Annotated in this window: 13 protein-coding genes; 8 read left to right on the forward strand and 5 right to left on the reverse strand. The window is 54.2% G+C overall.

The features are described from left to right. The first annotated feature begins 49 nt into the window (after window positions 1-49). From CWE14_RS13415 to CWE14_RS13425, 3 genes are read left to right on the forward strand one after another with little or no spacing between them, the layout of a single operon-like run. A complete protein-coding gene (locus CWE14_RS13415) occupies window positions 50-1,273 on the forward strand; it encodes an exonuclease SbcCD subunit D C-terminal domain-containing protein (RefSeq protein WP_126799847.1) in 1,224 nt (407 codons plus the stop codon). Beyond that, entirely contained in the window at window positions 1,260-4,448 is a 3,189-nt protein-coding gene (locus tag CWE14_RS13420; RefSeq protein WP_198676601.1) for an AAA family ATPase, read from the forward strand. Before CWE14_RS13415 ends, CWE14_RS13420 begins: the two co-directional genes overlap by 14 nt. Before the next feature lie 36 nt (window positions 4,449-4,484). Then, complete coding sequence (locus CWE14_RS13425) at window positions 4,485-5,459, forward strand: META domain-containing protein (protein WP_126799849.1); 975 nt, start codon at window positions 4,485-4,487, stop codon at window positions 5,457-5,459. A gap of 26 nt (window positions 5,460-5,485) precedes the next feature. Here the strand turns inward: CWE14_RS13425 and upp are convergent, their stop codons facing one another. Beyond that, window positions 5,486-6,115, reverse strand: coding sequence for a uracil phosphoribosyltransferase (gene upp, locus CWE14_RS13430; RefSeq protein ID WP_126799850.1), 630 nt, complete (start codon window positions 6,113-6,115; stop codon window positions 5,486-5,488). Window positions 6,116-6,269: 154 nt separating this feature from the next. Then, on the reverse strand, window positions 6,270-9,437 hold the full coding sequence (putA, locus tag CWE14_RS13435; protein ID WP_126799851.1) for a bifunctional proline dehydrogenase/L-glutamate gamma-semialdehyde dehydrogenase PutA: 3,168 nt from the start codon (window positions 9,435-9,437) through the stop codon (window positions 6,270-6,272). A 226-nt stretch (window positions 9,438-9,663) separates the two neighbouring features. On the opposite strand from putA, the gene CWE14_RS13440 reads away from it, so the two are divergent. Continuing rightward, window positions 9,664-10,311, forward strand: coding sequence for a CYTH domain-containing protein (locus tag CWE14_RS13440; RefSeq protein ID WP_126799852.1), 648 nt, complete (start codon window positions 9,664-9,666; stop codon window positions 10,309-10,311). A gap of 39 nt (window positions 10,312-10,350) precedes the next feature. Next, window positions 10,351-13,227, forward strand: a complete 2,877-nt coding sequence (gene glnE, locus CWE14_RS13445; protein WP_126799853.1) for a bifunctional [glutamate--ammonia ligase]-adenylyl-L-tyrosine phosphorylase/[glutamate--ammonia-ligase] adenylyltransferase — start codon at window positions 10,351-10,353, stop codon at window positions 13,225-13,227. Here the strand turns inward: glnE and lpxL are convergent. From lpxL to tolC, 3 genes are all read right to left on the reverse strand, one after another. Then, window positions 13,224-14,183, reverse strand: a complete 960-nt coding sequence (lpxL, locus tag CWE14_RS13450; RefSeq protein ID WP_126799854.1) for an LpxL/LpxP family Kdo(2)-lipid IV(A) lauroyl/palmitoleoyl acyltransferase — start codon at window positions 14,181-14,183, stop codon at window positions 13,224-13,226. The genes glnE and lpxL overlap by 4 nt on opposite strands. 28 nt (window positions 14,184-14,211) lie before the next feature. Then, on the reverse strand, window positions 14,212-15,009 hold the full coding sequence (locus CWE14_RS13455; RefSeq protein WP_126799855.1) for an undecaprenyl-diphosphate phosphatase: 798 nt from the start codon (window positions 15,007-15,009) through the stop codon (window positions 14,212-14,214). A gap of 70 nt (window positions 15,010-15,079) precedes the next feature. Next, a complete protein-coding gene (tolC, locus tag CWE14_RS13460; protein WP_126799856.1) occupies window positions 15,080-16,456 on the reverse strand; it encodes an outer membrane channel protein TolC in 1,377 nt (458 codons plus the stop codon). A gap of 233 nt (window positions 16,457-16,689) precedes the next feature. On the opposite strand from tolC, the gene nudF reads away from it, so the two are divergent. Genes nudF through parE form a run of 3 tightly spaced genes read left to right on the forward strand, consistent with a single transcriptional unit; the run spans window position 16,690 to window position 19,705 of the window. Beyond that, on the forward strand, window positions 16,690-17,307 hold the full coding sequence (gene nudF / locus CWE14_RS13465) for an ADP-ribose diphosphatase (RefSeq protein ID WP_126789318.1): 618 nt from the start codon (window positions 16,690-16,692) through the stop codon (window positions 17,305-17,307). A gap of 25 nt (window positions 17,308-17,332) precedes the next feature. Next, window positions 17,333-17,800 carry a DUF1249 domain-containing protein gene (locus tag CWE14_RS13470; protein ID WP_157981832.1) on the forward strand — a complete coding sequence of 156 codons (468 nt, stop codon included), beginning with the start codon at window positions 17,333-17,335 and terminating at the stop codon, window positions 17,798-17,800. 18 nt (window positions 17,801-17,818) lie between these two features. Next, entirely contained in the window at window positions 17,819-19,705 is a 1,887-nt protein-coding gene (gene parE / locus CWE14_RS13475; RefSeq protein ID WP_126799859.1) for a DNA topoisomerase IV subunit B, read from the forward strand.

The following is a 19,705-nucleotide window of genomic DNA, read 5'->3' on the forward strand; positions in this document are numbered from 1 at the left end:
GGCTTTTTTTATTCTTTTTGTTTTTCGGACACAAGGAAACTGGTTGTCGATGCGAGTACTTCACACGTCTGACTGGCACCTGGGTCGGGTGCTCTACGGGCAAAAACGGCATCATGAATTTGCCGCTTTTCTCGACTGGTTGTTGCAGACTATCAACGAACAGCGGGTTGAAGCCTTGCTGGTGGCCGGCGATATTTTTGATACCAACACCCCCGGCAACTATGCCCAGCAGCTGTACTACCGGTTTTTGGCCCGGGTTGCTGCCACGGAGTGTCGCCATGTGGTGGTGATTGGCGGCAACCATGATTCACCGTCGTTTCTGGATGCACCGCAGCAGTTGCTAAGTGCGTTGAATGTACACGTGATTGGCGAGGCCTGTGAAGACCCGGCAGAGGAAGTGTTGTGTCTTGAGCACAACGGCGAATTAGAGCTGATTGTGTGTGCGGTTCCTTACCTGCGTGAACGTGATTTGCGCAGCGCCGAGGACGGCGAAGGCATTGCTGACAAAGAACGTAAGGTGCAGCAGGGAGTGAAAGCTCACTATGCGCAAACCGCCGAGGCCGCAGTGGCTAAACGAGGCAAGCGCGAGCTGCCGATTATTGGCATGGGGCACCTGTTCACCGTGGGTGGCGAATTACGCGAGGGCGATGGTGTACGTGACCTGTATGTGGGGTCGCTGGGGCAAGTACCAGCGTCGGCGTTTCCGGATGCCTTTGATTATCTGGCCCTTGGTCATTTACATGTTCCGCAACTGGTAGCGAAAGACCCTACACGACGTTATAGCGGCTCGCCGATTGCGATGGGTTTTGGTGAAGTGGGGCAGCAGAAAGAAGTGGTGTTGATTGATTTTGAGGGCCGTGAGGCGCAAGTGTCGACGCTGCCAATACCAGTTTTTCAGCGCATGGAACGGATAAAAGGGGATCTTGAGCAGTTGCAGCCAGCGTTGCAGCAGTTAATTGAGGCAGATGAAGCGATTTGGGTGGAAGTGGAGTACAGCGGCACGGATTACATTCGTGACCTGCGCCAACGGCTGACAGAATGGGTGGCGGATACCCAGGTACAGGTGTTACGGGTGCGTAACCCGGCGCTACGGGAGAAAACCCTGAAACGGACGATGAGCGAAGAAAGTTTGCAGCAACTGACCACTGAAGATGTATTTAAACGTCGCCTTGAAGCCAGTGAGATAGAGGGCGATGAAGGGCAGCGACTGACTGAGCTGCATGCCCAGTTATTGCAGGAACTGGCGGAGGAGGACCCGAATGCGGATCACTAAGCTGCGACTGCAGAACTTAAACTCGTTGCATGGCACCTGGGAAATCGATTTTGCCCACCCGGACTACGTGAATGAAGGTTTGTTTGCGATAACCGGCCCCACCGGCGCGGGTAAAACCACTATTCTGGATGCAATTTGCCTGGCTCTGTATGGACAAACACCGCGGCTGGGCAAAATAACCAAGTCAGACAACGACGTAATGTCGCGGCACCAGGGTGAGTGCATGGCCGAAGTCACTTTCGCCACTGAGCAGGGCGAGTATCGCGCATTCTGGTATCAGCACCGGGCACGGCGCCACGCTGGCGGTGCGCTTCAGCACCCGCGGCATGAACTGATTGATGCGGCGACCGGCAAGTTACTGGAAGAGAAGGTGAGCCAGGTACCGGCGGTTGTAGAGCAGTTAAGCGGACTCGATTTTAACCGTTTTACCCGTTCGATGATGCTGGCGCAGGGCCAGTTTGCTGCGTTTTTAAATGCCGATGAAGGCGAGCGTAGTGCGCTGCTGGAACAAATTACCGGCAGTGAAATTTATGCGCGGATTTCGCAGGCGGCGCATAGCAAATACAAGATGCAACGGGATCTATTACAGCGTTTGCAGGATGAGCTAGGGACTATTCAACCGCTGGCTGAAGATGAACGTGACGCAATTAAGACAGAGCTTAATCAGGTTAAGGCGCAGGTCGACGAAACGGACACGCAGTATCAGGCTTGCGAGCGCTCGGCGCAGTGGGTTGAAACCCTGACTAAACTGGAGCATGAATGGTCCCAGCTGACCGAACGTCAGGCCGCCCATAGCAAGGAGGTTGCCGAGTTTTCGGAGCAACGCAAGCAGCTGGAAAAGGATGCTCAGGCGCGACCTTTTGCCAGCGCATTGAATCATTTGCGTTACTTGCAACAGCAACTGACCAGGAGTCAGCAGCTGTTTACTACCGAGCAGGCTGCTTTGCCAACGCTTAAAGAGAGCTCTGAAAAAACCGGGTCGCAGGCGCAGCGTGCCCGCGACGAACTTGCTACAAGCAAAGAGCAATGGACGACGCTACAACCGGAGATCGACAAAGCACGAACGCTGGACCAGAGTTTGCAGCTAATTAAGCAGCGCTACCAGAGTGAGTGCGCGCAGCAGGAAAAGGCGTACCACGAGCAGACCGCGCTGGTTGACATTGTCAGTGAACTGGAGCAGAAACTTAGCCAGCAACAGGATGAATTACAGTCGCTGACAGACTGGCTGGAAGCGCACTCGAATGAAGGTAATTTGGCGAATCAGCTGCCTTTATTGAGCGAACAACGGACTCAGCTTGAGCAACGCCAGGCCGAGTGTGTCGCTGCAGAGCAGTCGCTGAAACAGCAACGAGAGACATTGCAGGCGCTGCAGTCCAAACCAAGCAGCGCGCAACTGGCGCAGCAACAGGACGCGCTGACGAAACAGCTCAGTGTCGACAAAGAACGTTATAAGGCGTTGCAGGAGATGATTAGCCAGACCCTGCTGGAGCAAAAGCTGGCGGATTTTCGCAACGAACTGGTAGCAGGCGAAGCCTGCCCTTTATGCGGCTCGGTGGAACATCCAGCGCCATTGCACAGTGATGCCAGCGTGGAGTCAACATTGCAAACAAAACGCAGCGAGCTGGCTGAGCTTGAGCGCTCACTGGTGGCAACCCAGCAGCAATTGCAGCAGCTTGAAATTGAGCAGGCGGTGGGGGCGAGTGAGCGCGTGCAGCAGGAACAGGCGCAACAGGCTGCGCTGGTACGTGAGCAAGAGCACTTGCAGCGGGCGCAACAGAGCTATACTGAGTTGCTGCAAAGCTGGCAGGCACGGGTGTCACGATGGCTGGGAGATGAGGCTGAGGTAGATGATGTTTCAGCGGCAAAGCAGACCGACATGCTGCACCAGTTACAAACTATGCGCGGTCGTTATGAAACGACACTGGCAAAGCAGCAAGGGCTGCGCGGCGAACTGACCAGCCTCAGTGCTCGTTTAGAAGGAGTTCAGGAACAGCGAGCCGAGAAGCAACGACTGAGCGCTGAATTAAAGACCCGTGTTGAGCGAACTGGTGCGGAACGTGAGCAATTGCAGCAGCAACGCCAGCAGTTACTGGCTGGCGAGTCGGTTGCAGCAGTGGTTGAGCGTTGGCAGCAACGCCTGGGTCAGGCGGAGCAAAGCCGGGAGCAATTGGAGCAACAAGCGCAGCAGGCGCAACAGGCGTTTGAACGGGCCCAGTTGAGCAGCCAGCAGTTGCAGCAACGGGTCGAGGAACTGGAACAGGAACAACGCAGCGCAGGGAAGCAACTCGAAGCGGGTTTAAACGAGGCCGGTTTCGACGACCTTGAGTCGCTGCAACAGGCATTGCTTGATGATGCAATTCAAGCCCGCCTGAGTAAACAGGCACGGGAACTGGATGCCAGCAGCCAATGGCTGAAAACAGAAGCAGAGCGGCTGCAACGGGAATTGAGCGAAGCGAAAGCGCAGCAACCGGCAGACGCTGCGGCGAACCAGCTGGAATTGAAGCGGCTGAAGGCGATGCTGGCAGACCTGCATCAACGCCAGGGCGCATTGCAAACCCGACTGGAGGCAGACGAGACATTGCGCCGGCAGCAACGCGATAAGCTGGATGCGGTGAAGCGACAACAGGCAAAGACCGATGAGTGGGCTACACTGGATACCTTGATAGGCTCAGCGGATGGTAAAAAATATCGAAAGTTTGCCCAGGGGCTGACCTTCGAGATTATGATTGACTATGCGAATCAAAAGCTTAGAAAAATGACTGAGCGTTACCTGTTGGTTCGTGATGAGGCTGAGCCGCTGAAACTGAACGTGATGGACGATTATCAGGCAGGTGAAATCCGTTCGACCCGCAACCTGTCGGGCGGCGAGAGTTTTCTGGTCAGTCTGGCACTGGCACTTGGGCTGGCGCAAATGGCGAGCAGCAAGGTGCGGGTTGACTCGCTGTTTTTGGACGAAGGCTTCGGCACCCTGGACGAGGAAGCGCTGGATCAGGCGCTGGATACCTTAGCCAGTTTGCGCCAGGACGGAAAAATGATTGGCCTGATATCCCATGTAGGCTCGCTGAAAGAACGCATTGCCACGCAATTGCAGGTTCAGGCTGGAGCCGCTGGACGCTCAGTGTTGGCAGGACCGGGAGTACGCCAGTTAGATCCTGAACAGACAGGTAATGAGTAAAGCGGACAAAGCTGAAATTCAAAGGAGAGGTACAGAATGACACACGCTAAGTTACAAACGCGGTTAAAGGCCACTGGGATGGTCATGGCCGGTGCGCTGAGCGGGGCGCTGTTGACGGCCTGTTCAGGTTCAGAGGAGGCGGACATCGCAGTTTACCATTGTGGTGCCCAACCGGTGCAGGTCGAGACGCATGGTGAGCAGGTCACGCTGACCCTGGGCGACGATCACTATCAGTTGAGCCAGGTAGAGGCAGCTTCAGGTGCGCGCTATAGCAATGACGATGCTGACCACAACGTGGTTTTCTGGAGTAAAGGAGAACGCGCGCAACTCGAGGTTGGCAGTCGAGCATACAGTGAGTGCACCCGACCAGGGGCTATTATCGAGCCGCATATTGCGCGGGGCAACGAACCTTTCTGGTTGATTGAAATCAACCAGGGTGAGGCGGTATTACGCAATATGGGCGAAGACGAGCAGAACTTCAGCATCGTCAGTCAGGAATGGCGTGAGGACGGCAGCACAGAGGTTGTGGCAGAGCTTAAAGACAGCGATGAGCGGCTGACCTATCAGGTCAATGAAACGCTGTGTGAGGACAGTATGAGCGGTATGTCGTACCCACAGACGGCTGAACTGCAAGTGGCCGGGCAGCGGCTACAAGGTTGTGCTGGTATTCCACAACGTTTGCTGGAAGGCGTCGACTGGCAGGTTAGCGCGATTGATGATGAGTCGATGGCTGACTACGAGGTCTTTGTTCGTTTCGCCGCCGATGGCAGTGTTGCTGGGCGGGCAGCCTGTAACCGCTATTTTGGTCAGTATGAACTAACTGGTGAAGGTTTGCAGTTCGGCGAACTGGCAGGCACTAAGATGGCTTGCGAAGACGATAAGATGCGCGCTGAATACCGTTTTCTGGGGGTACTCAGCGAGGTGCAGCGGTTTAGCATTGAGCGTAAAGACGGCGCCACCGACGTCCTTTGGTTAGACACCGGGGACGAGCGGATTCGTCTGTCTCACTAAGCTGTCACAGGTAAAATACGTAGCGCTTAGCGGGTGCCGAAGATCTTATCACCGGCATCGCCAAGGCCGGGCAGGATGTAGCCGTGTTCGTTGAGCCGGTCGTCCTGCGAGGCGGTATAAATATCCACATCCGGGTGTGCGTCGAGTACTTTTGCGACGCCCTCGGGTGCGGCCACCAGCACTAATACCCGGATCCGGGTGCAGCCTTCTTTCTTCAGCAAGTCGAGGGTGGCTATCATCGAGCCACCAGTGGCTAGCATGGGGTCTAACACCAGAGCCAGGCGCTCATCCATACTACCGGCAAACTTTTCGAAATAGGAGACCGGCTCAAGCGTTTCCTCGTCACGGTACAAACCCACCACACTGACTTTGGCGCTCGGGATCAGGTTAAGCACGCCATCGAGCATACCGATACCGGCCCGCAGAATAGGAACTACGGTGACTTTTTTACCTTTAATACGTTCAACCTGAATGCTGTCACCGTTCCAGCTGGTCATCCGCGTAGGTTCGAGTTCGAAGTCTTTGGTCGCTTCGTAGGTCAGCAGGTTGCCAAGTTCGTTGGCCAGCTCACGAAAGCTCTTAGTACTGATCGCCTGGTCGCGCATGAGGCCAAGCTTATGCTGGACCAGCGGGTGTCGGATAACATGTAACGCCATGAGTGTCTCTCGTCGAATTGTTTGCTAAATTTAAAGTCTGGTTCGCTAAGTTTAAATCGGTCGCAGCCAATAAAAAAGGGCAGGATAAACCTGCCCTTTAGCATATCACAGGCTGAGCAATGCGCTGCGAAGCGCCTCAGCCTTTGCGTGCGCGTTAGTCACCCAGCGACAGCAAGGTCGCATTACCGCCAACGGCTGTGATGTTATCGGTAAAGGTTTTCTCGGTCATAAAGGCATACAGGTAGTGTGGTCCACCTGCTTTTGGCCCAGTACCGGAGAGACCCTGGCCACCGAACGGCTGCACACCGACCACAGCACCAATCTGGTTGCGGTTGATGTAAACGTTACCGACATTGATACGACGGGCGACGTCATAGGCAAAGGTCTCGTTGCGGCTGTGAATGCCGAAAGTGAGGCCAAAGCCCGTGTTATTGATGTCGTCGATCACTTTATCGATGTCTTTATGCTTGAAGCGGATGACGTGCAGGATAGGACCGAAGTTCTCGCGCACCAGTTGGCTGATGCTGTCGATTTCAATCGCGGTCGGCGCGACGAAGGTGCCGCCTTGAGTGTATTCCGGCATCGGCGCTTCACCAATTAGCTTACCGGCTTGCTGGATATCAATGATGTGTTGTTCCAGGTTGGTTTTAGCAACGCCGTCAATCACCGGGCCAACATCGGTTTTGTGGTCAATTGGGTCGCCGACGATAAGCTCTTTCATTGCGCCTTTCAGCAGCTCGATAACGCGGTCAGCAATGTCGTCCTGCACGTAAATTACGCGTAGCGCAGAACAACGCTGGCCAGCGCTGGTAAAGGCACTGTGCACCACGTCAGTGACGACCTGCTCAGGCAGCGCTGTGGAGTCAACCATCATCGCGTTCTGACCACCGGTTTCGGCGATTAACGGAACGATAGCGCCGGTACGTGCTGCCAATGCGCGGTTGATTGACTGAGCGGTGTTGGTTGAACCGGTAAAGCAAACCCCGCCGATGTTTTCCTGACCTACCAGGTAGGCACCAATTTCTGCACCGTTACCAGGTACGAAGTGAAGTACATCACCCGGAATGCCAGCTTCAAGCGCTAACTGAACGGCGCGGTACGCGACCAGACCGGTTTGCTCGGCTGGTTTGGCAATAACGCAGTTACCAGTGGCAAGTGCTGCACTGACCTGACCGAGGAAAATCGCCAACGGGAAGTTCCACGGGCTGATGCAGACAAAGGTGCCACGGCCCTGCACAAAGAGTTCGTTTTTCTCACCGGTTGGGCCTGGCAGTGCTTCGCCTTCGCCCATCAGTTCACGTGCTTTAATGGCGTAGTAACGACAGAAATCGACGGCTTCGCGCACTTCATCAATACCATCCTGCAGGCCTTTACCCGCTTCCAGGGTACAGAGCGCGATCAGCTCGTGCATGTTTTCTTCCAGCAGATCTGCCAGTTTTTCCAGCTTCACCGCACGCTCGTCGGCTTTGGTGCGAGTCCAGGCAGGGAAGGCTTTATTGGCACTGGTCAGTGCTTTTTCCGCCAGCTTAGCGTCGCCCCAGCCGATGGTACCCATCTGATGGCTGGTTTGCTGAGGGCTGGTAACTGCGACACGGTGGTCGGCTTCAATCAGTTCGCCGTTTACGATCGGGCCACCTTGCCAGTGATTGTTCTGGAAGCTACGAATTTTGTCGAAGAATTCATCGCCTTGAGAGTGAATATTCATATTAAGTCCTGACGAATTTTTACGTGGAGCCAAAATATCGATTGGCAGTGGGATCTTGTCGTTGTGCAAGGTCGGCTTTTTACTCAGGTTGGTGAGCGGATGCTCGACCAGTTCGTCTACATCTACACTTGGGTCCAGTAGTTTATGCACAAACGAGCTGTTGGCACCGTTTTCCAGCAGACGGCGTACCAGGTATGGCAGCAGGTCCTTGTGGGCGCCGACCGGCGCGTAAATACGAACCGTACGCTCTGGATCTTCTTTCAATACGGTATTGTAGAGATCTTTACCCATACCGTGCAGGCGCTGGAACTCATAACGCCGTCCATTCGCCATTTCCTGAATGGAGACAATGGTTTGGGCATTGTGCGTAGCAAACTGAGGGTACAGCTGACCTTCGGTATCTTCACTTAACAGGTAGCGTGCACAAGCGATGAACGAGACATCGGTGCTGGCTTTACGGGTAAATACCGGATAACTGGCGAGGCCAAGCTGTTGTGACAATTTGACTTCAGTATCCCAGTAGGCGCCTTTCACCAGGCGGATTGGGATCTCGTCACCGACTTCTCTGGAGAGGGCATTGAGCCAGCACAAGACCGGTAGTGCACGCTTCGAGTATGCCTGTACCACCAGGCCAAAGCGTGGCCAGTCTTTACACACACCGGTGCGATAGACCCGTTCGAACAGCTCAAGTGAAAGCTCTAAACGGTCCATTTCTTCGGCATCGATGGTGACACCGACATTGGCCTGCTGGGCTAATTTGATCAGCTCTAACAGGTCAGTCGCCAGTTCGTCCATGATCCGTTCATGGTTGGCTGCTTCATAACGGGGGTGCAAGGCTGACAATTTGATTGAAATCGTTGGCCGTGGCACTTCCTCTTCGTTATTGAAGTTCTCTTTCGCGATCTTGGTGATCGAGTCCACGTACGCCGTGTGATAGCGCTTGGCATCTTTCATGGTAAGTGCCGCTTCACCAAGCATGTCATAGGCATGGGTGTAGCCGATGTCACGGTTTTTACGGCTGTTCTTGAGTGCTTCTTCAATGCTGCGGCCGAGTACGAATTGCTTACCCATCAGCTCCATGGCGTGATAGGTGGCCTGGCGGACGACAGGTTCACCGACCCGTTTCACCAGACGGCGAAAACGCGACACTGGGGTGTCGTCGTCACGGCCTTTCGGGTTGATCACTTCGTTGGTCAGATTGAGTGCCCAGGTGCCGGAATTAACCAACAGGGACTCACTCTTTTTCATGTAATTTTTCCAGGCACCACTGGACAATTTGTCGCGAATGAGAGCATCCGCAGTGGGGCCGTCGGGAATGCGCAGCAAGGCTTCAGCCAGGCACATCAATACAATACCTTCCTGGGTGTCCAGGCTGTACTGCTGCAAAAACGCATCCACACCATCACCACGACCTGCATCTTTGCGCACCTGTTTTACCAGCGTGCGAGACTTTTCAGTCTGGCGGTCGATGGTGTCCTGGTCGTTAGGAACCAGTGTGATCAGCTCTTTGAGGTAGCTCTCTTCATCCACAACATAGTTGTCTGAAATGGCTTTCCACAGTTCGTCGAGCTGACTCGCCTGATAACGTGTCTCTAACACCTTACTCGCTTTGAACATTACGTCTCCTGTATAACACGGCCGCTCCAACTGAATGGAGCTGCGGGCTGTCCCGGCGCCAGTATATGTTTATTTTCTGCCTGGTAAAGCCCTCTGGTGGACTTATTTTGGCAAAAATATACCGCTTAATCTTTCTTCACAGAAGTCTTGCGTGAAGTCTTGAGTGAAGGGCCGTCAGCGCATAAGCTTGGCAGCATCACATCATTGATGACTAAACGGGTTTTTTATGACGCAAGACAGTTCGGCTACCGAAAGTGAACTTAAGTTCACTCTGTCTGACGATTCGGCTGTGGCGCTTATGCAGTATCTTACGCAGCAGATGCAACCACAGACCACTTTACAACTCAGTAATGAGTATTTTGATACCAGCGATGGCCAGTTAAACCACCATCGTATTGGCTGTCGTATTCGACGCTGGTTTACTGAAGGCGAACAACACGCCGAGCAAACGGTCAAACTTGCCGGACAAATTATTGATGGTCTGCACCAGCGTCCTGAATACAACCTACCCCAAGGAAAGCAGCTAAAGCCCAATTTAACAAGTTTTCCGTCCACAATGTGGCCCGACAAGCTGAATGTTAGTGCCGTAAACGACGCTCTTGAAATGCAGTTTAAAGTCGAATTTGAGCGCCGTCGCTGGCATGGCGGCTGGCCCCTGAGCGCCCCAGTGTGCGAGCTGGAAATTGTGTTGGATCAAGGGGTTATTCAAGCGGGTGAGAAGCAGGAGCCGGTCTTTGAAGTGGAAATGGAGCTGTTAAGCGGTGATCTGCAAGGGCTAGTGGATTGTGGAGAAACACTGGCTTCACGCTTTAATTTACAACATTTCAACAAAAGTAAAGCCGAACGCGGCTTCCGTCTGGCGCGCGGTGAGTAAGCGCAGAGCGATTAGCGCAGATTTACTAATGGAGATGCTATGCAGCACCTGACTCCCCGGTCACATGACTGGCAGACTTTGCCCCAGCCATTGCGCGACCAGGCTGAACAGCATTGGGCCGCGTACCTTGAAGTGCAGCAGCCTGACGTGGAGCGAGAGCGAACCCTTGGACGTTGGCTGCCCTGGGTATTTGCGCTGAGCGACTTTGTCGCGCGGGTGGCGATTCGCTATGGCGAAGAGGCAGTGGCTGAAGTGTATCGCCGCCAACCCGGAAACCATCAGACGTCGCTGGCTGAATTGTTAAGTGATGTCAATGACGATGCCCAGGCAATGGCGATTATTCGTCGCTACCGGCATATCGAGCTTAGCCGGCTGGCGTGCCAGGACTTACTCGGCGAACTGAGTGTACCGGATTTTCTGGAAGCCAACAGTGCCCTGGCGGATGCTCTGATAGAGCAGGCTTGTCAGTGGCTGCAACGGCATTATCAACCACGTTGGGGGCTTGCCTATGATGACCATGGCGAGGTCATGCCGCTGGTGGTGATTGCCATGGGCAAGCTGGGTGGCTGCGAACTGAATTTCTCCTCTGATATTGATCTTATTTTCTGTTTTGAGGCAGAAGGCGAAACCCGTGGTGGACGGCAGTCGCTGGAACACAGTCTGTATTTTACCCGCATGGGACAAAACCTGATTAAGCTGCTGGGCCAGCAAACGGTGGACGGTCAGGCGTTTCGGGTCGATATGCGCCTGCGCCCTTTCGGTCAGTCTGGCCCGATGGCGGTGAGCTTCTCCGCACTGGAGGATTACTATCAGGAGCAGGGGCGGAACTGGGAACGCTATGCGATGGTCAAGGCGCGTTACCTGAACGCCACTGAGCGTTTGCAGGAAGTGCTTTTTCAGTTGTTACGGCCGTTTGTATTTCGCCGTTACATTGATTACAGCGCCATTGAAGCGTTGCGCAAAATGAAACTGCTGATTAACCAGGAAGCGCGGCGCCGCGGCGTCAGTGCCAATATTAAGCTGGGCCCGGGCGGTATCCGTGAGGTTGAGTTTATTGCGCAAACCTTTCAGCTGATTCGGGGTGGCCGCGACATCGATTTGCAGACACGCTCACTGCTAAAAGCGCTGCATGTATGTGAAAAGCTGAACTTACTCAATGAGGACAGCGTTGCCGAGCTGCATTATGCCTATTTGCTGCTGCGTAAGGTTGAGCACGTGCTGCAACAGTTGCGTGACGAACAGACCCAGACTTTGCCGGCGGATGACACGGATCGTATGCGCGTCGCCGTGGCCTGTGGCTTTGACAGCTTTGAGCCGCTGCTGGAGGTGATTAAACAACAAATGCAGTGCGTTCACGGTCACTTCCTCAATGTGGTGGGGGGCGAAGATGATCTGGAGGATGAAGATGACAGTGAACTCGCCATTCTGTGGCAGGATCTACTCGACGATGCGACGGCGCAGGATGTGCTGGCAGACGCTGGGGTCAGTGATGTGGAAGGCTGGTGGAAGGAAATCAGTGATTGTCGGCGCGATGTGCGCAAAAAAAGCCCGGGTGTGCGCGGCCGCGAGTTGCTGGCTACCGTGGTGCCACGGCTCATTGAACGGGTGCTTGAGTGCGACGGCAACAGTGAGTTGTTAAAACGGGTCTTTACCATTTTGCAGACGATTGCCTCGCGCACCGCCTATCTCGATTTGCTGGCCAGCAACAAGGGAGCGCTGAAGCAGCTGGTGATTTTGTGTAAAGCGAGCCCCTGGATAGCGCACCAAATCCAGCGTTATCCACACTTGCTGGATGAACTGATTGACCCGCAGCAACTGTATGACCTGCCTGTGCTGACCAGTTATCGGGCTCAGGTTCAGGAATTTCTGACCCGCATTCCACAGGATGATATGGAAGCGCAAATGGAGGCCCTGCGTCAGGTTAAACAGAGCTTTCAGCTTAAAGTCGCGGCGGCGGATGTGAACGATGCTGTGCCTTTAATGAAGGTGAGCGATCATCTGACTTACCTCGCTGAGGCGGTCATTGAGCAGGTAGTCTGGATGGCCTGGCAGCAGCTGACTGACCGCCATGGTGCACCGCCGGGGCGGGATACCCACAATACGGGTTTCGCGGTGATCGCGTACGGCAAGCTGGGCGGTATCGAACTTGGCTATGGATCGGATCTGGATTTGGTGTTTGTCTGTGATGAGATCCCCGAGGTGCAGACCCAGGGAGCTAAACCGATTGATGCACAGCAGTTTTACCTGCGGCTGGCACAGCGTGTTTTACACTTGTTTACGACGCGGACCCTGAGCGGCGTGCTGTATGAGGTGGATATGCGCTTACGGCCGTCCGGTAACTCCGGCTTGATGGTGGTGCAGCTGAGTACCTATGCCAGTTATCTGCAGGACGATGCATGGACCTGGGAGTTACAGGCACTGGTGCGGGCGCGGATGGTTTTTGGCCATGATGGCCTGGCCAGACGGTTTGCCTCGATCCGTGCGGAGCGACTGCAACAACCGCGAGAACTGGATGTATTACGCAGTGATATTTGCGCGATGCGGGAAAAAATGCGCGGCCACCTGTGGCAGTCACGCCCGGGGTATAGCGATATTAAACAGATGCCCGGGGGCATGACCGATATCGAGTTTATTACTCAGTATCTGGTGCTGGGGTATGCGCAACAATACCCTCGGTTATGTGAGTTTACCGATAACGTACGGATTCTTGAGGTAGCGGCGGAGCATGACTTAATCAGCGACGACGATGCCGCGGCGTTAATCAGCAGCTATAAAGTGTTTCGGGCCAAAGTGCACCGGCTGGCACTGGCGGAGCAGGGCGGTTTGACTGAACACGACTTTAGCCAGCACACGGCCATGGTAAGTGCTATCTGGCAGCGCTTGCTGGGAGCCGGTTCAGTCAACCCAGACGGTTAGCTTAAGTTGTGATAGTAGCTGGGTAAGTCTGGAGCTGGCCGGGTTTTATAGCGACGGTGCATCCACATATAAAGTTCAGGCTGGATGGCAACGGCCCGTTCAACTTCCTTATTCACGTTGCAGGCGTCCTGAAAGCTGTCGCCGCTGGGGATAGCCTGTTCTGGCGGGTAGAATATGAGACGGTAACCGCGCCCTTTGGGCAGACGCTGCAGCACCGAGATCATCGTTGTTGCGTTTTTGACATTGGCAAAAATACTGGTGCCGGTGGTGGTGCAGGCATCTTCAACATCGAACAGGGGGGCGAATACACTGCGTCGCGGGCCGTAATCCTGATCCGGCAAATAACCAGCAATTTCGCCGTCCTTCAACGCCCCGATCATGCCACGGACGTCTTTGCGGTCGACCATGTATTTGTTGCTGCGGCTGCGCCCTTTGGTTTGCAGATACTCCATCAGCGGATTGTTGTGCGGGCGGTATAGCCCTACTGAGGGTTCGAACAGTCCGACGGAGCGGGCATGTACTTCCAGATTTAGAAAGTGGAACAGCAGGACAAAGGTGCCGCGGCCCTGATCAAGGTTCTTCTGCACATGTTCCCAGCCTTCCAGCGTGATCTTCCGTTTTAGCCGCCAGTCCGGCCACCACCAGGCAATACCCGTTTCAAACAAGGCGATGCCGGCATTTTTGAAATTTTCTTTGAGCAGCTGTTCGCGTTCGTCCTCCGGCATATCCGGAAATGACAGTGCGAGGGTGCGACGAGCTACTTTTACCCGCTTTGGGGCGACTTTCATCAGTAGCCGGCCAACGGCTTTGCCCATTGCCAGTTGCAGGCGATAAGGCAACCATGACAGCGCGTACAGAAAGCCGACCATCAACCAGGTAGGCCAATAGGTTGGCAGTAGAAAGCGAAGTTTAAAACGGGGCAGCCGGACTGCGCGCTTGTCTTCAGTGGTGCTCATTCAAATACCTTATGTTTTCCAGCAGAACTTACCAGAAGAACCAAATTAATAGCAAACCAAGCAAGATACGGTAGACCACGAATGGTTGCATGCCGATTTTACGGATGAAGGCGAGGAAATAATGGATGCACAGGTAGGCACTCAGGCCAGAGAGAACTGCACCCACTACCAACGCGAGCCAATCTACCTCGGTGTCCGCCTGAACCAGCCCCAGCGTCTCGTAACCGCCGGCGAGGGCAATCACTGGGATCGAGAGTAAAAAGGAAAAACGAGCGGCGGCTTCGCGGGACAGTCCGAGGAAAAGCGCGGCGGTGATGGTAATGCCTGACCGTGAGGTGCCGGGGATCAAAGCCAGCGCCTGAGCGAGGGCGATGCAGAGTACGTCCCAGCGTGACATCTGGTATTCACTGCGGTTGCCACGATGGCGCCAGTCTGCGATACCAAGGACGATACCGAAGCCTATCAGCCCGGCGGCAACGATCAGAGGTGAACGCAGTGTCGAGGAGATGAAATCGTTGAAAAGTAAACCTGCTACTGCCACTGGAATGGTGGCCAGAAGAACCGCCCAGGCCAGCTTGCCGTCTTCGTCGACCTGGCGGGTGCGTAAGGACTGAATCCAGGCCCACCACATGCGCGCAATTTCGTGACGAAAGTAAATAACAACCGCACTCAGGCTACCAATATGCAGCGCAACATCGAAGGCGAGGCCCTGATCCTGCCAACTGGTAACAACCGGAACCAGTAATAAATGAGCTGAGCTGGAAACCGGTAGAAACTCGGTAAGACCCTGAATAATAGCGAGAATTATAACGTGCAATAAATCCATAACAGGCACTCAATGAGGAACAAATAGTAAAAAGCCGGCGCGAAGCCGGCTTATGGTAACTGATTTTTGGCTAGTCGTCTTGCGGGGCAGGACGCAACGCGTCGTTGATAGCAAAAAGTGCGTCTTCACTGATAGTGCCGGCGGCCTGTTGCAGTTGCAGAATACCCTGAATGTAGCCGTAGCGGGCTTCAGACAGGTTGCGACGAGCGTTAAACAGGTTGCGGGTGCTGTCGAGCACATCGACGATGGTGCGGGTACCTACTTCAAAACCAGCCTGGGTGGCATTGAGTGCACTGTCGGCAGACACCACAGCCTGTTCAAGGGCGCTAATGGTGGAAATATTGGCGACTACATCAAGGTATGCACTGCGCACTTCGCGTTCAACGGCTCGGCGGTTTTCTTCCAGAGTCTGACTTACGGCAACATAGTCACTGCGCGCTTCTTCGGTGCTGGCGACCGTACGGCCACCACTAAACAGCGGCACGTTCAGTTGCAAACCGATGGAGCTTGAGTCAAGCCCGTCATAGCTGCGACCACCGCCATAGTTTACATCGCGGTTGCCATAACTGGCAGTCAGGCTAACGGTTGGATAGTGCCCGGAGCGAGCCAGTTCGATGCGCTGGTCGGCAATCTCAAGGCCACTGCGGCTGATCAGCAGCTGCAGGTTACGTTCGTGTGCTAAATCGACCCACCGTCGTGGTGAGTCAGGTTGTGGCGTGACGGGTTCGAATAAATCGGTATTCAGTACATGTACGTTCTGATGCTGGCGTCCGGTAATTTCACGCAATGCTTCATAAGCAATTTCAACCGAGTTCTGAGCCTGGATTTCACGGGCCAGAGCCTGATCATACTGTGCCTGAGCTTCATGCACGTCAGTTACCGCAGTCAGACCGACCGAAAAGCGATGACGGGTTTGATCCAGCTGGCGCTCAATGGCACGCTTTTCCGATTGGGCAAATTCAAGATTATCGCGAGCAGCGAGGATCGAGAAATAGGCGTCGGTGACGCGAAGCATGAGTTGCTGACGGGTCAGTAAGTAGTTGACTTCGGCCTGGTAGGCTTGTTTTTCAACGATGCCAGTGGCACGCCAGGTGCCCAAGTTAAAGACTTCCTGACTAAGGGTTAATTCACGGTTGAAGGTGCGCGAACTGCTACCGTTGATCGCAGTAACGGGCTCTCCTTCGGGGTCATCAGGGTCAACCACATTAGCGGTGTTGTCTGAGTCGCTGTAGTTATAACCAAGACGGAATCCGATTTGTGGATACCAGTCGGCTCGTGACACATCAACAGCAGAACGGGCGGCGTCACGCTCAGCGGATGCACGCAATAACTGAGGATCGTTTTCCAGCGCCATACGATAGATATCGGTCAAGTCTGTGGCGTTGGCTGTCAAACCGGAAAGGCCAAGCCCTAAGCTTAGCGCGAGTGACAGGATTTTGATTTTCATCGATCGTTTCCTTCAAAGTAGTATTGAAAAACACCGCGTTGCGCTGGTTTTCGCTTTGTATGTTTTTTCTTTTGCTTTGTTGTTTGCTTTTTTGAAACTGCCGCCATGTTAGCGCGTTTTTATAGAAAAGCGTATGCTAAACGCACTTTCTGAGCCCGGCCAAGTGTAACAGAATGTTTGGATGAAACATGGCCGAATCGTTAACAGGTATAGAATCTACGGTGACTTCATTGATGAGAGTAAAGTTTTCTGGCAGTGATGTGAAGGTATTAGAAAAAAAGCCTTTGCATCAAGGATTTTTTAAGACCACGTTGTACCGTTTGCAGCATAAGCTGTTTCGCGGCGGGTGGAGTGAAACCATTGAGCGTGAGGTGATGGATCGCGGCCACGCGGTGGTAGTGTTACCTTATGACATGGAACGCGACGAGATAGTGATGCTGGAGCAGTTTCGGGTTGGTGCTATCGCTACCAGCGAAACGCCCTGGTTGCTGGAGCTGGTCGCTGGCATGACTGAGCCGGGCGAAACCGTGGAGGCGGTGGCGTTGCGTGAGCTTGACGAAGAAGCGGGGTTAACCAGTGACAGGCTGCGTTTTGCGCTAAGTTACCTGTCCAGCCCCGGTGGGCTGACGGAACGGATTTATATTTACATGGCGCGGGTTGATGCCCGGCGAGCCAGTGAGTACGGAGGCCTGGCCAGCGAGCATGAGGATATCCGGGTGCAGGCAGTCACGCGGGCCGATGCGATGCAATTGCTGGATGAAGGTAAAATAGATAATGCAGCGACGGTCATTGCGTTACAATGGCTGGCCTTGCATAAAGAAACGCTGTGCAACGAGTGGGCACAGGAGTAGACCGGGTTATCAACCCAGGAGTAGTATGAATAAGAAGCGCTACGTCCCTGATTTACGTGAGCTGCAAAGTTTGGCCGAACGCAATTATGCGGCGGCCTGTGGTTTGTTGGCGGACGAGTATCAGCAGGGCGACGTGCGGCAGCTGACGTTGGGCGAAGGGCTTAACTTTAGCGTTACCATATTAACCGCCGCGCCTTACACAACCGACATTAAGGTTGAACAGCAGAGTGCGGCGGCGGACTACCTTAAGTCCAGTTTTGTGGTGCGGCTGTATCATGACATGCAACTGGCGGAGATGATTTCCAGCCAGGGCCTGGAGCGTTTTGCAGCGACTTATGAACAGCCAAATCCGCAGATGCACCAGCGCGATGAGAAACGGCAGATTAATCATTTTCTGGCAGACTGGTTACGGCTTTGTTTTCACCGCGGACACTGGCATGATGTAGCTATCTCTACGAGCGGCACAACTTTCGAGTTTCAGGTAAAAAGATAACTCAGGTAAACAATACTAATGACAGATTATAAAGCAGATGCCATTGAGGTCCTCAACGGCCTTGAGCCTGTGCGACGTCGCCCGGGCATGTACACCGACACCTCGCGGCCTAACCATCTGGCGCAGGAAGTAATAGACAACAGTGTGGATGAGGCGCTTGCCGGCCATGCGCGATCAATTAAAGTCATTCTGCATACCGACCAGTCGCTGGAAGTCATTGACGACGGACGCGGAATGCCGGTCGATGTGCACCCGGAAGAAGGTTTACCCGGGGTCGAGCTGATCATGACCAAGCTGCATGCTGGTGGTAAGTTTTCCAACAAAAACTATCAGTTTTCCGGTGGTCTGCACGGTGTCGGGATCTCGGTGGTGAATGCGTTGTCGTTGCGGGTTGAAGTGACCGTTAAGCGCGATGGCCAGGTTTATCAGATGGCGTTCGAGAACGGCGACAAGGTCAGCGAGCTGGAAGTGACCGGTACCGTGGGTAAACGTAATAGTGGAACCACGCTGCGCTTCTGGCCTGATGTAAAATATTTTGATTCGCCTAAATTTTCGGTGCGCACCCTGATGTATCAGTTGCGCGCCAAGGCAGTATTGTGTCCGGGGCTGGCAATTACCTTTATTGACCATAACCAGAGCCTGGAAGAAAACTGGCTGTATGAAGGCGGTTTGCAGGATTATTTATGCGAAGCGGTGGATGGCTTTGAACGTTTACCGCAAGAACCTTTTATCGGTACTTTTAGTGCTCGCGAAGAGGCGGCTGAATGGGCGGTGACCTGGTTGCCTGAGGGCGGCGAAGGTCTGCATGAGAGCTACGTCAACCTGATCCCGACCGCTCAAGGCGGTACCCATGTAAACGGCTTACGCCAGGGGATGCTCGAAGCACTGCGTGAATTCTGCGAGTTTCGTAACCTGTTACCGCGCGGGGTCAAGCTGACGCCGGAGGACATCTGGGAGCGCTGCAGCTTTATTCTGTCGATAAAAATGGCTGACCCGCAGTTCTCCGGACAAACCAAAGAGCGCCTGTCTTCCCGCCAGACCTCTGCGTTCGTGAGTGGCGTGGTAAAAGATGCCTTTAGCCTGTGGCTCAACGAACACACAGATTTAGCCGAACAGATTGCCGAGCTTTGTATTAACAATGCCCAGCGGCGCATGCGCGCGAGCAAAAAAGTAGTGCGCAAACGAGTGACCTCAGGACCTGCCTTGCCGGGAAAATTAACCGACTGCTCGACCTCGGACACCATGCGCGGCGAACTCTTTCTGGTCGAGGGTGACTCGGCGGGTGGTTCCACCAAGCAGGCACGGGACCGTGATTTCCAGGCGGTGATGCCGCTGCGCGGAAAGATCCTCAATGCCTGGGAGGTAGACCCGGATCAGGTGCTGGCGTCGCAGGAAATTCATGATATTTCGGTGGCCTTAGGGGTCGACCCGGGCGCCGCTGATTTGACCAAACTGCGCTACGGTAAAATTTGTATCCTCGCCGATGCGGACTCTGATGGGTTGCACATTGCGACCTTGCTCTGTGCGCTCTTTGTGCGCCACTTCAGACCGCTGGTGGAAGCGGGCCATGTCTATGTGGCGATGCCACCGCTGTACCGTGTGGATGTCGGCAAAGAGGTGTTCTACGCACTGGATGAAAGTGAAAAACAAGGCATTTTGGATCGAATTGAAGCGGAGAAAAAGCGCGGTAAAGTCAACGTGCAGCGCTTCAAAGGTCTCGGTGAGATGAACCCGCTGCAGTTACGTGAAACCACCATGGACCCGAATACCCGGCGCCTGGTGCAGTTGACGGTGACAGATAACGAACAGACCGATGCGCTGATGGACATGTTGTTGGCGAAGAAACGTTCAGGTGATCGCAAAACCTGGCTGGAGTCAAAAGGAAACCTGGTGGAGCTTGCCTAA

This window comes from Aliidiomarina soli, assembly GCF_003986975.1.
Taxonomy (GTDB): domain Bacteria; phylum Pseudomonadota; class Gammaproteobacteria; order Enterobacterales; family Alteromonadaceae; genus Aliidiomarina; species Aliidiomarina soli.